Raw genomic sequence first — 12,061 nt, 5'->3', positions numbered from 1 at the left:
GGGGAACCGGTGGCAGCCAGGCGGGCCAGCATCGGCAGTCCGAAGGCCAGCGTCTTGCCCGAGCCGGTCTGGGCCCGGCCCAGCACGTCGCGCCCGGCGAGGGCGTCCGGCAGGGCGCGGGACTGGATGGCGAACGGGCTGGTGATATCGCGCCGGGAGAGCGCGAGCACCATCGCCTTGGGCAGGCCGAGCTCGGCGAAGGTACGGGCGGGCGGCTCGGGCGCGGCGAGCGCGGCTTCGAGCTTGAGGTCCAGGTCGGAACGGACGGGCGCGATGTCGCGCACAGGGCGCGCAGGCCGCGACACGGCCGGCTTGCGACGGGTCTGGGTCGGGCGGGTGGTGGTGGCGCGCCGAGGCGCGCGGTCGTACTGAGACAAGTGAAGTAGCTCCGTTCGGGTCGAAGGACCCGGTTCGGCCGCGATGCACGCTCGAGGCACTCCGGAGGGTTCCGGAACCATGACGTGCCGAGGAAAAGCTCGCGGCAGGGCGGGCAACTCGCCCGCAAAGTTCGTCGGCGAAGGACGCCGACCTAGAGTCAGCCTACCAGCGCGTAGGCCCGAGCCCGGCCACCTCGGGCGTGCGGAGCGTCACGCTCCGCGGAAGACCGGCGGACGCTTCTCCTCCCGGGCCAGGCGGCCCTCGGCGAGGTCCGCGCTCGACCAGCAGCCCTCGAACGCGGCCAGCAGCTCGCTCTCGTCCACGGTCGGCTCAGCCAGGGAGTTCAGTACCTCCTTGTTGTAGGCGAGCGTCAACGGCGCGAGCTCGGCCATCCGCTGGGCCAGGGCCAGGGCGGCCTCGAGGTCTCCGGCGCGGTCGGCGAGGCCGCAGGTCAACGCGGCGTCGGCATCGAGGTCGTCGCAGGCGAGCAGCAGCGCCCGCGCGCGACCCTCCCCGGCGAGCTGGGCCAGGCGCCGGATCGTCCAGGGGTCGACAGCAAGGCCGAGCTTCGCGGTCGGGACGGCGAACACCGCGCCCGGAGCGACCACCCGCAGGTCGGAGGCGATCGCGAGCTGGGTGCCGCCGCCGATGGCCGGCCCGTTCACCGCGGCCACCACCGGGACCGGGGCCTCGATCACGGCCCGCAACATCCCGTAAAGGGAGCGACGGAAGTCGCCGGTGTAGACCTCACCGAAGTCGGCCCCCGAGCAGAAGCTGGAGCCGCTGCCGGTCAGCACCAGCGCCCGCGCCCCGCCGGACACGGCCTCGCCGACCGCGATGCGGATCGCGTCGCAGACGGCGATGTTGAGCGCGTTGCGCACCTCGGGCCGGTCGATGGTCAGCACGGTGACGCGGTCGTGCGTGGTGCTCTCGATCAAGAGAAGAACTCCCCTGGCTGGCTGTGGCTGGCGGATGGCTCAGGTGTACGCGACGCGGACGGTCTGGGTGTCGTCCCAGGTCACCGTGAACCCCCCCGCAGGTGCGCTTGACCCGACGGTCGCCGCGATCGCGGGTCACAGGTAGGTCGCCTTACCGGTCTTCGTGCGGGTGGCCGTCACGCGGTAGAGCTGTCCGGTCTTCGGGAACGTCAGGGCGAACCCGACCGTGTTGGTGCGGAGCTGGAGGTCGCGCACGGTCAGCCGGGCGGAGAAGCCGTCGAGGTCGTTCGCGTACTGGGCGCCGGTCAGGTCGACATGCGCAGGCAGGGACCGCTCGGACCGGTCGGCGATCAGCACGGAACCCGCGTCCGCGTCGGCTGAGACGAGCAGCGCCAGGGCCAAGCCGCCGGCAACGGTGGGCAGGGCGACGTGGGTCGCCCGCACCCTCAGTCCTTGATCTCGCAAAGCACGGCACCGCTGGTGACGGTGGCGCCGATCTCGGCGGCCAGACCGGTGATCGTGCCGGCCTTGTGCGCGTTGAGCGGCTGCTCCATCTTCATCGCTTCGAGCACGACGATCAGGTCGCCCTCGGCCACGGTGGCGCCTTCCTCCACCGCGACCTTCACGATCGTGCCCTGCATCGGAGAGGTCAGCGAGTCGCCCGACGCGGCGGCGCCGGCCTTCTTGCCCCCGGCCTTGCGGGCCTTCGTCGCGGGGCCGGCAGCCGGGCCGGCCGCAGCCAGGCCGGCGGGCAACACCACCTCGAGGCGGCGGCCGCCGACCTCGACGGTGACGCTCTGGCGCTCCGCGGCCTCTTCTGGGTCCGCGCTGGAGCCGGCGTAGGGGGTGAGCTTGTTGTCGTACTCGGTCTCGATCCAGCGGGTGTGGACCGAGAACGGGCCGTCGATCGGCGCGAAGGCCGGGTCGACCACCACCGAGGCGTGGAACGGGATCACGGTCGGCATGCCGTCGACGACGAACTCGCTCAGCGCGCGGCTCGAACGCTGCAGCGCCTGCTCGCGGGTCGCGCCGGTGATGATCAGCTTGGCCACCAGGGAGTCGAACATCCCGGGGATGGTCTCGCCGACCTCGTAGCCGGAGTCCAGCCGGACGCCTGGGCCCGACGGCGGCTTCCATGCGGTGAGGGTGCCGGGTGCGGGCAGGAAGCCGCGGCCGCCGTCCTCGGCGTTGATCCGGAACTCGATCGAGTGACCGCGGATCTCCGGGTCGCCGTAGCCGAGTTCCTCGCCGTCGGCGATGCGGAACATCTCCCGGACCAGGTCGATGCCGGTGACCTCTTCTGACACGCAGTGCTCGACCTGCAGGCGGGTGTTGACCTCGAGGAAGGAGATCGTGCCGTCCTGGCCGACGAGGAACTCACACGTGCCGGCGCCGACGTAGCCGGCCTCCTTGAGGATGGCCTTCGACGACGTGTAGAGCTCATCGATCTGAGCCTGCGTCAGGTACGGCGCCGGGGCCTCTTCGACGAGCTTCTGGTGGCGGCGCTGCAGCGAGCAGTCGCGGGTGGAGACCACCACGACGTTGCCGTGCGAGTCGGCCAGGCACTGGGTCTCGACGTGGCGCGGACGGTCCAGGTAGCGCTCGACGAAGCACTCGCCGCGGCCGAAGGCGGAGACCGCCTCGCGGACCGCGGACTCGTAGAGCTCGGGGACCTCTTCCAGGGTGCGGGCGACCTTGAGGCCGCGACCGCCGCCACCGAATGCGGCCTTGATCGCGATCGGCAGGCCGTGCTCCTCGGCGAAGGCGACGACCTCGTCGGAGCCGGAGACCGGGTCCGCGGTGCCGGCGACCAGGGGGGCACCGGCCTTCTGGGCGATGTGGCGGGCCTTGACCTTGTCGCCGAGGCCGATGATCGCGGCCGGCGGCGGGCCGATCCAGGTCAGCCCGGCGTCGATGACGGCCTGGGCGAAGTCGGCGTTCTCGGCGAGGAAGCCGTAGCCGGGGTGGACGGCGTCGGCGCCGGACTTGGCCGCGGCGTCGAGGATCTTGTCGATGACCAGGTAGCTGTCACCGGGGGTGGAGCCGCCGAGCGCGAAGGCCTCGTCGGCCACGCGGACGTGCAGGGCGTCCCGGTCGGGCTCGGCGTAGACCGCCACGCTGCCGATGCCGGCGTCCTTGCACGCACGGGCCACCCGAACCGCAATTTCGCCGCGGTTGGCAATCAGAACCTTCTGCACCGTCGTCCTCCTAAGACCGGGACGGAGTCTATTGAGCGCTGCCGGGCCGGCTGCGCGACGGTCTGTGCTGACCGGGGAGCTGACTGGACAAGCCGGCCAGGTCCGCGCGCACCTTGGCCTCGACCCGGTCCAGTTCGATCAAGCTGTCCTCGATGTCGCGGCGTCGCTCTTCGAGGTCCGCGCGCCGGGCGTCGAGCTGTTCCAGCAGGTAGTGCAGCTGGCCGACCTCGCCCGGTTCGGCGTCGTACATGTCGATGATCGTGCGGATCTCGTCCAGCGTCATGCCGAGGCGGCGGCCGCGCAGGATCAGCTTGAGCCGGATCCGGTCCCGGCTGCCGAACACCCGCTGGGTGCCGCGACGGCCGGGGGAGATCAAGCCGAGGTCCTCGTAGAAGCGGATCGTGCGCAACGTCACGGCGAACTCAGCGGCGAGCTCGGCGATCGACCACGTCTCCCGGTCGGGGAACTCTTGCGCCGCCTCGCTCATGACGCTTACGTTAACGTAAACGTCAGCCGCTGCGCCAGTCCGCGAGGCTTGCCGAGTGGACCAATCAACACCGTCGGAGTGATTGCCATGTCCTTCTCCCTGTCCGAGGACCACGAGGCCTTCCGCAAGGTCGTCCGCGACTTCGCCGAGAAGGCGCTCCAGCCGAACATCGAACGCTGGGAGCGCGAGGTCGGCGGCCTGCCCACCGAGGCCGTCAACGGCATGGCCGAGCTCGGTCTGTTCGGCCTTACCGCCTCCGAGGAGTACGGCGGCGCGGGCGCCGACCTCACGACGCTCTGCGTCGCGATCGAGGAGATCGGCCGGGTCGACCAGTCCCTCGGCATCACGCTCGAGGCGGCCGTCGGGCTCGGTATCAACCCGATCGCCACCTACGGCACCGACGAGCAGAAGGCGCAATGGCTGCCCGACCTCGTGGCCGGCCGCGCCCTCGCGGGCTTCGGCCTGACGGAGCCGGAGGCCGGCTCCGACGCCGGCGGCACCCGCACCAAGGCCGTGCTCCAGACCAACGCTTCTGGAGAGGCGCAGTGGGTGGTCGACGGCGCCAAGGCCTTCATCACCAACTCCGGCCACGAGCTGACCTCGGTCGTCACCGTCACCGCGCGCACCGGCACCAACGAGAACGGCACTCCGGAGCTGTCGGCGATCATGGTTCCGACCGGCACGCCCGGCTTCGTCGCCGAGCCGGCCTACCGCAAGCTCGGCTGGCACCTCTCGGACACCCACCCGCTCAGCTACGACGGGGCCCGGGTTCCCGAGGCCAACCTGCTCGGCGCCCGCGGCCGCGGGTTCGCCCAGTTCCTCAACACCCTCGACGACGGCCGGATCGCGATCGCGGCCCTGGCCGTCGGGCTGTCCCAGGCCTGCCTGGACCACTCAGTCTCCTACGCGCTGGAGCGCAAGGCGTTCGGCCAGCCGATCGGCAAGAAGCAGGGCCTGGCCTTCCAGATCGCCGACCTGCAGGTCGCGGTGGAAGCTTCCCGGCTGCTCACCTACAAGGCCGCCTGGCTCAAGGACACCGGCGCCTCGGTGAAGCAGGTCAAGCAGGCCGCCTCGATCGCCAAGCTCTACGCCACCGAGGCCGCGGTCTCCGCGACCCGCACCGCCACCCAGGTGTATGGCGGCTACGGCTTCATGGAGGAGTATCCGATCGCGCGGTTCTACCGGGACGCCAAGGTCCTGGAGATCGGCGAAGGCACCTCAGAGGTGCAGCGCATCCTGATCAGCCGCGGCCTGGGCCTCCCGGTCGAATGACTGAACGGGGTCGAGTGATTCTGCGCAGGCCGACGGACCCGAAGGAAGCAGCAACATGACCGACCAGATGGCGAAGGCCGTCGCAACGGCGCGCGAGGCGACGCTCGTCCCCGGTGCCTCGGCGCTGAAGAAGCTCGAGGCGCAGAACAAGCTGCACGTCCGGGCCCGACTGGCCCTGCTCTTCGACGCCGGCTCGTTCGTCGAGGACGGCCAGTTGGCCAACGCCCTTGCGTCCGGCCTGCCGGCCGACGGTGTCGTCACCGGCCGCGGTCTGGTCGAGGGCCGGCCGGCGCTGGTGGTCGCCAACGACCCCGCGGTGAAGGCCGGGTCCTGGGGCGCGCGCACGGTGGAGAAGATCGTGCGGCTCACCGAGACCGCGCTGCGCGAGGAACTGCCGGTCTTCTGGCTGATCGACTCGGCGGGCGCCCGGATCACCGACCAGGTCGAGATGTTCCCCGGCCGTCGTGGCGCCGGCCGGATCTTCCACAACCAGGTCGCGCTCTCCGGCCGGGTGCCCCAGGTCTGCTGCCTGTTCGGCCCGTCCGCGGCCGGCGGCGCCTACATCCCGGCCTTCTGCGACCTGGTGATCATGGTCGAGGGCAACGCCTCCATGTACCTCGGTTCGCCCCGGATGGCCGAGATGGTCATCGGGGAGAAGGTGTCGCTGGAGGAGATGGGCGGCGCCCGGATGCACGTCTCGGTCTCCGGCTGCGGCGATCAGCTCGTGACCGACGACGCCGAGGCCATCGAGACCGCGAAGGCCTACTTCTCCTACCTGCCGACCTGCTGGCGCGAGCAGCCGCCGGACTTCCTCGCCGAGGAGCCGCTCGCGCCGCTGACCTCCGAGCTGATCCCGCCCAAGGAGAGTCAGCCGTTCGACGTGCACGACCTGCTCGACGCGCTGCTCGACGCCGACTCCTTCTTCGAGATCAAGCCGCTGTTCGCGGCCGAGCTCGTCATCGGGTTCGGCCGCCTCGACGGCCGCGTGGTCGGCGTGCTGGCCAACAATTCCGCGGTGAAGGGCGGGGTGCTGTTCACCGACTCCGCCGACAAGGCCGCGCGCTTCATCTGGCTCTGCGACGCGTTCAACGTCCCGCTGCTCTACCTGGCCGACGTCCCCGGCTTCATGATCGGCTCCGAGGTCGAGCGCGAGGGCATCATCCGCCACGGCGCCAAGATGATCACCGCGGTCTCCGAAGCGACGGTCCCTCAGATTTCGGTGATCGTGCGCAAGGCCTACGGCGCGGGGCTCTACGCGATGTGCGGTCCCGGCTTCGGCCCGGATGCCTGCATCGCCCTGCCGACGGCGCGCATCGCGGTGATGGGTCCGGAGGCGGCGGTCAACGCGGTCTACTTCAACAAGATCGCCGAGATCGCGGACGAGACCGAGCGCGCCGAGTTCGTCGCCGCCCGGCGGGCGGAGTACGAGGCCGACGTCGACCTGCTCCGCCTCGCCGCCGACCTGGTGATCGACGCGATCATCAGCCCCGAGGAGCTGCGCGCAGAGCTGATCGCGCGCTACCGGCAGTCCGTCGGCAAGTCCCGGCACTTCACCGACCGTCGGCACGGGGTGCCGCCGGTATGACCGCCGAGGCGGCTGAGGTGCGGGTGCTGCGTGGGACGCCGACGGCCGAGGAGCTGGCGGCGCTCATCGCCGTGCTCTGCGCCCGGCCGGCCAGGTCCGCCCCACTCAGCGGTTACGAGGCCTGGCGGGCCAAGCGGCTCGCCGCGCAGCGACGCCCGCGGCCCTGAGGGTCGGTCAATGGCGTTCTTCCAGGCCCACCGCGTCGCGTAGCCGCTCCACGGCCGGGGCCAGCCTCGGGTCCGCGGCGGCCTGGGAATCCATCAACGCCGCCAGCGCCTCGGCGAGCACGTTGAGCTTCTCCTGCGCGGACTCCTCGCTGCGGCGTCCGGCGTTCTCCAGCAAGGCGATCAGCAGGAGCGTCACGACACTGGTGACGGTATGGATCGCGACCTGCCAGGATTTCAGATCCGCCCACAGGGGCACGCTGACAAGCCACGCGAGGACCAGGACGACACAGACGTAGAAGAAGCCGGGCCGGCTCACCCTGGCGTGGGCCTCATGCACGAACCGGTCAAAGCTGGACCGCTGATCGCCTTGGGCCCGTGCCTCGGCCGCGGGCCTGGACTCGGTCATTGCGATCCGCCACGAGCCATGGGGCCAGTGTGGCACCGATCGGTAGCCGGCTGGCGGCCGCACCCACCCAGCGCGCACACTCACGGCCTGGCGGACCTGCGGCGCAAGGTGCTGGCCCCGATTGCGGGGCTGGCTTTCCGAGCGCCGGAGCGCCGGAGCGCCCGAGCGCCTGACGTCGGGTCAGACCGGGAGCTCCCACAGGTCGGTCCAGGTGACGCCGAGGGCCTTGCACATCCGGCGCAGCAGCGGCAGGGACACCCCGACGACGTTATGGTGGTCACCCTCGATCTTCTCGACGAACGCCCCGCCGCGACCGTCGATGGTGAAGGCCCCAGCCACCCGCAACGGCTCACCGGTGGCGACGTAGGCCTCGATCTCGGCGTCGCTCACCTGGGCGAACTGCACCGTGGTCGACGCGGTGGCGACCGCGCGCATCCCGGTGGCCGGCTCGATCAGGCAGTGCCCGGTGTGCAGCACCCCCGAGCGCCCGCGCATCGCCTGCCACCGCTCGATCGCCGCCTCGGCCGTGCCCGGCTTGCCCAGCGCGTCGCCGTCCAACTCGAGCAGGGAGTCGCACCCGAGCACGACGGTGCCGGGCACCGGGTGCGGCACCCGCCGCGCCACGGCCTCGGCCTTCAGCACCGCGAGCAGTTCCGCGGTCGACCCCGGGGTGGAGCCGTACACGTTCTCCTCGGCGACCTCGCTGACGATCACCTCGGGGTTCAATCCGGCCCGGCGCAAGGTGGCGAGGCGGGCGGGGGAGGCGGAGGCAAGGATGAGTCGCGGCACGCAGGAGATCATGCCGCCCTCGCGACAGTGCTGCGAGGATGCGGCGGGGGAGGATGGGTCCATGCCCTACTACCGGGTGGCGGGGGAGATCCCGCCCAAGCGCCACACCCAGTTCCGCCGGCCCGACGGTGCGCTCTACCACGAGGAGTTGATGGGGGCCGAGGGCTTCTCCTCGGACTCCGCGCTGCTCTACCACCGCAACGTGCCGTCGGCGATCGTCGACAGCCGGGCCTGGGACCTCCCGGACCTGAGCACGACACCGAACCATCCGTTGCGTCCGCGGCACCTGAAGCTGCACGAGCTGGCCGGGGACTGGCGCAGTGCCGACGCCGTGACGGGGCGCCGGCTGGTGCTCGGCAACGGCGACGTCCGGATCTCCTACGCGGTCGCCGGTGCGCCGTCCCCGCTCTACCGCAACGCGATCGGCGACGAGTGCGTGTACGTGGAGGGCGGCGCCGCGACCGTGGAGACGGTGTTCGGCGCGATCGAGGCGGCCACCGGGGATTACGTCCTGATTCCGCGCGGGACCACGCACCGTTGGGTGCCCACCGGTTCCGGGCCGCTGCGGGCCTACGCGATCGAGGCCAACTCGCACATCACCCCGCCGAAGCGGTACCTGTCCTCCCGAGGCCAGTTCCTCGAGCACTCGCCCTACTGCGAGCGCGACCTGCGGGCGCCCGGCCCGCCGCCGTCGGTCGAGGCGACCGACGTCGAGGTGTACGTGAAGCACCGCGGCGCCGGGGGCGTCGTGGGTTCGGTGCTCGTACACGCCGAGCATCCCTTCGACGTGGTCGGCTGGGACGGGTCCCTGTATCCGTACGCGTTCAACCTCGCGGACTTCGAGCCGATCACCGGGCGGGTGCACCAGCCGCCGCCGGTTCACCAGGTTTTCGAGGGCGAGAACTTCGTGGTCTGCAACTTCGTGCCGCGCAAGGTGGACTACCACCCGCTCGCGGTGCCGGTGCCCTACTACCACTCCAACGTCGATTCGGATGAGGTCATGTTCTACGTCGCCGGGGACTACGAGGCACGCAAGGGATCGGGGATCGGGCTCGGGTCGATCTCGGTACACCCGGGCGGGCACGCGCACGGCCCGCAGCCCGGCGCCGCCGAGGCCAGCCTGGGCGCGGAGCGCTTCGACGAGACCGCGGTCATGGTCGACACCTTCCGTCCGCTCGAGCTGGGCGAGGGTGCGCTCGCCTGTGAGGACCCGACTTACGCGTGGTCGTGGGCCGGCCGCCGCGCCGGGGGCTCGGCGTGAGCGGGGTCCCGGTCGACCCGGCCAACGAGGACACCTTTCGGTCCTGGGACGGCCCGGGCGGCGAGTACTGGGCGACCAACGCCGCCACCTTCGACGAGAGCATGGCTGCGTATCTGCCGCCGCTGTTCGCCGCCGCGAACGTGAGCCTCGGCGAGCGGGTGCTCGACATCGGGTGCGGCAACGGCGTGACCACGCTGGAGGCCGCGCGCCGGAGCGCGCCGGCCCGCGCGATGGGACTCGACCTCTCCGCGTCGATGCTCGAGGTCGCCCGCCATCGCGCGACCGAGCAGCGGACCGCCAACGTCGAGTTCATCCAGGGCGACGCGCAGGTGTACCCGTTCGAGCCGGGCGGGTTCGACGTCGTCATCAGCCGGGCCGGGGTGATGTTCTTCGCCGACCCGGCCGCTGCCTTCGCCAACATCGGCCGCGGGGTCCGGTCCGGCGGCCGCCTCGCCCTGATGGTGTGGCAGGGGATCGAGGTCAACGAGTGGATGACGGCGGTCGCCGCCGCGCTGGCGGCCGGGCGCACCCTGCCGACTCCGCCGCCGGGCGCGCCCGGGCCCAGTTCGTTGGGGAACCCGGACCGGGTCCGGCAGCTGCTCGGCGACGCCGGGTTCGGCGGCGTCGACCTGACCGGCGTCGTCGAGCCGATGCGTTTCGGGCCGGACACCGGCAGCGCCTACGAGTTCGTCTTCGGCCTGAGCTTCGTCGGAGCTCTGCTCAAGGACCTCGACGAGCCGACCCGGGCCGACGCGCTGGCCGAGTTGCGATCCGTGGTCGAGGCGCACCTGACTCCCGCGGGGGTCCAGTTCGGGGCCGCTGCCTGGATCGTCACTGCTGCGCGAACCTGATCTTCGCCGATAGATTTCGACCATGGGATACCCGCAGCGGCTTCTGCTCGACGGCGAAACGATCGTGTTCGACCTGCGTCCGCACTGGTGGTACCTGACCAAGCACCTGGCCGTCGGGGTGCTGGTGATCGCCTTCGGCGTCTTTTCGATGACCCTGGACGGGGACAGCGGCAAGGCCACGAAGTACGTGGCCGGCGCGGTCTTCCTGGTGTGGCTGCTGTGGTTCGCCGCCCGGCTGCTGCAATGGCTGAGCACCCACTTCGTGCTCACCACCGACCGGCTGATCTACCGCAAGGGCCTGGTCGCCAAGCACGGCCGGGACGTCCCGCTGAACCGGGTGAACAACATCGACATGCACCAGACGGTGTTCGAGCGCATCCTCCGCGCCGGGGACATCCTGGTCGAGTCCGCCGGTGAGAGCGGCCAGCAGACCTTCTCCGACATCCGTCACCCGGAGAACGTGCAGCGCGAGATCAACAAGCAGGTCGAGGCCAACAACGTCCAGGAGCGTGGCGGTGGCCGGCCGGTCGCGCCCTCGGTGCCGGGCCAGATCGCCGAGTTGGCTGCGCTCCGCGACGCCGGCGTCCTGTCCGAGACCGAGTTCCAGGCCAAGAAGGCGGACCTGCTCGGCCGCATGTGAGGGTCCCTCAGGGTGGCGGCAGGGCCACCAGGCCCTCGGCGACGTCGAGCAGGGACGCCCCGAGGACGTCCGCCGGGGCGAAGATCTCGTCGTAGCCGCCCTCGGCCCGGCCGACCCAGCCGGCCATGAGCCCGGCGCGCTTCGCGCCGTGGCAGTCCCAGGCGTGACAGGCGACCAGGCACACCTGGTCCGGCTCCAGGCCCAGCTTGGCAGCGGCGTGCAGGTAGACCTTGGCCGGCGGCTTCCAGGCCTGCAGCTCCGAGGTGGTGATGACGGTCTCGACCAGGTGGTCGAGACCGTTGCGGGACAGGAAGGTCTCGACCACCTCGGGGGCGCCGTTGGTCAGGCAGGTGACCCGGATCCCGCCGTCGCGCAGCACCTTCATCGCGGGCTCGACGTCCGGGTGCGGTGGGAGCTCGCGCATCCCGGCCACGACGTACTCGACCTGGTCCGGCGTCAGTTCGTGGCGGCTCAGCGTGCGGACAGCGGCGGCCGCCGCCACCGGGAACGGGATGTAGTCGCCGGTGATGTTCAGGCCGATGCCGTAGAGCAGCGTGCGCGGGAAGAACTCCCGGATGCTGTGGGCGGGGAGCCCGACCTTCTCGAACCGCTCGCCCAGCGGTTCCAGCGCGATCAGGGTTTCGACGACGTCGAACGCGACGGCCGCGGGCCGGTGTGCCATGGGTCCTCCCGGATGTCGGATCGGGCTCACCGTAGTTCCCCGTCCCCGGCGCCCCGTCAGCCCCTCGAGGGGCCACTTGCATGACCGGGTGGTCGATTTCCGCCCCGACCTGGGCCGGAAATCGACCATTCACTCATGCATGAGCGAGCGGCGAGGGGGAGGCGATGCACGCGGAGTACCAGGCGATCCTGCCGCTCCGCCTGGGCGCCACCGACGGGTTCACCGTCCTCCTGGACGCCTTCCAGATGGGCTGAGCCAGATGGGCTGAGCCAGATGGGCTGAGCCAGAGGTAGGCCGCGCGGCCTCAGCTGCGCCAGGCGCTCGCGCGCCAGGCACCCGGGCCGTGGGGCAACGGGCGCCGTACCAACCGGCTGCGGTCGGTCCAGGCGTTCGGCTCCGTCTCCGGG

At 71.2% G+C, this 12,061-nt stretch carries 14 protein-coding genes; 6 read left to right on the top strand and 8 right to left on the bottom strand.

The features are described 5' to 3' along the window. From H0X00_RS15280 to H0X00_RS15260, 5 genes are all read right to left on the bottom strand, one after another. A partial coding sequence (locus tag H0X00_RS15280; RefSeq protein WP_293772542.1) for a DEAD/DEAH box helicase occupies positions 1-377 on the bottom strand: 377 nt, incomplete at its 3' end. A 210-nt stretch (positions 378-587) separates the two neighbouring features. After that, complete coding sequence (locus H0X00_RS15275) at positions 588-1,316, bottom strand: enoyl-CoA hydratase (RefSeq protein ID WP_293772540.1); 729 nt, start codon at positions 1,314-1,316, stop codon at positions 588-590. Positions 1,317-1,451: 135 nt separating this feature from the next. Beyond that, on the bottom strand, positions 1,452-1,760 hold the full coding sequence (locus tag H0X00_RS15270; RefSeq protein ID WP_293772539.1) for a hypothetical protein: 309 nt from the start codon (positions 1,758-1,760) through the stop codon (positions 1,452-1,454). A 2-nt stretch (positions 1,761-1,762) separates the two neighbouring features. Further along, entirely contained in the window at positions 1,763-3,514 is a 1,752-nt protein-coding gene (locus H0X00_RS15265) for a biotin carboxylase N-terminal domain-containing protein (RefSeq protein WP_293772538.1), read from the bottom strand. A 28-nt stretch (positions 3,515-3,542) separates the two neighbouring features. Beyond that, positions 3,543-4,001: a MerR family DNA-binding transcriptional regulator gene (locus H0X00_RS15260; RefSeq protein WP_293772537.1), complete on the bottom strand. Its 459-nt coding sequence runs from the start codon at positions 3,999-4,001 to the stop codon at positions 3,543-3,545. A gap of 87 nt (positions 4,002-4,088) precedes the next feature. Here H0X00_RS15260 and H0X00_RS15255 point away from each other — a divergent pair, with 87 nt between their 5' ends. The 3 genes from H0X00_RS15255 to H0X00_RS15245 are packed head-to-tail and all read left to right on the top strand — an operon-like array spanning position 4,089 to position 7,025. Beyond that, positions 4,089-5,273, top strand: a complete 1,185-nt coding sequence (locus H0X00_RS15255; RefSeq protein WP_293772535.1) for an acyl-CoA dehydrogenase family protein — start codon at positions 4,089-4,091, stop codon at positions 5,271-5,273. A gap of 55 nt (positions 5,274-5,328) precedes the next feature. Further along, positions 5,329-6,858 carry an acyl-CoA carboxylase subunit beta gene (locus tag H0X00_RS15250; RefSeq protein WP_293772533.1) on the top strand — a complete coding sequence of 510 codons (1,530 nt, stop codon included), beginning with the start codon at positions 5,329-5,331 and terminating at the stop codon, positions 6,856-6,858. Then, a complete protein-coding gene (locus H0X00_RS15245; protein ID WP_293772531.1) occupies positions 6,855-7,025 on the top strand; it encodes an acyl-CoA carboxylase epsilon subunit in 171 nt (56 codons plus the stop codon). Before H0X00_RS15250 ends, H0X00_RS15245 begins: the two co-directional genes overlap by 4 nt. A 7-nt stretch (positions 7,026-7,032) precedes the next feature. Here H0X00_RS15245 and H0X00_RS15240 read toward each other — a convergent pair whose 3' ends face one another. Both H0X00_RS15240 and H0X00_RS15235 read right to left on the bottom strand, forming a co-directional pair. Continuing rightward, positions 7,033-7,431, bottom strand: a complete 399-nt coding sequence (locus H0X00_RS15240; protein WP_293772529.1) for a low affinity iron permease family protein — start codon at positions 7,429-7,431, stop codon at positions 7,033-7,035. A 180-nt stretch (positions 7,432-7,611) separates the two neighbouring features. After that, positions 7,612-8,232: a nucleoside triphosphate pyrophosphatase gene (locus H0X00_RS15235; protein WP_367186649.1), complete on the bottom strand. Its 621-nt coding sequence runs from the start codon at positions 8,230-8,232 to the stop codon at positions 7,612-7,614. 49 nt (positions 8,233-8,281) lie between these two features. Between H0X00_RS15235 and H0X00_RS15230 the strand changes: the two genes are divergently transcribed. From H0X00_RS15230 to H0X00_RS15220, 3 genes are read left to right on the top strand one after another with little or no spacing between them, the layout of a single operon-like run. Continuing rightward, a complete protein-coding gene (locus tag H0X00_RS15230; protein WP_367186648.1) occupies positions 8,282-9,481 on the top strand; it encodes a homogentisate 1,2-dioxygenase in 1,200 nt (399 codons plus the stop codon). After that, a complete protein-coding gene (locus H0X00_RS15225; protein WP_293772523.1) occupies positions 9,478-10,332 on the top strand; it encodes a class I SAM-dependent methyltransferase in 855 nt (284 codons plus the stop codon). The genes H0X00_RS15230 and H0X00_RS15225 overlap by 4 nt, the downstream gene beginning before the upstream one ends. A gap of 22 nt (positions 10,333-10,354) precedes the next feature. Further along, the gene (locus H0X00_RS15220) at positions 10,355-10,972 is read left to right on the top strand and encodes a PH domain-containing protein (protein WP_293772522.1); all 618 of its coding nucleotides are present in this window, start codon (positions 10,355-10,357) and stop codon (positions 10,970-10,972) included. A 7-nt stretch (positions 10,973-10,979) separates the two neighbouring features. Here the strand turns inward: H0X00_RS15220 and H0X00_RS15215 are convergent, their stop codons facing one another. After that, on the bottom strand, positions 10,980-11,654 hold the full coding sequence (locus tag H0X00_RS15215; RefSeq protein ID WP_293772520.1) for a haloacid dehalogenase type II: 675 nt from the start codon (positions 11,652-11,654) through the stop codon (positions 10,980-10,982). Positions 11,655-12,061: the final 407 nt, after the last annotated feature.

Source organism: Sporichthya sp. (assembly GCF_013815995.1).
Lineage (GTDB): Bacteria > Actinomycetota > Actinomycetes > Sporichthyales > Sporichthyaceae > Sporichthya.
This window is presented reverse-complemented; position numbering and strand designations above follow the sequence as displayed.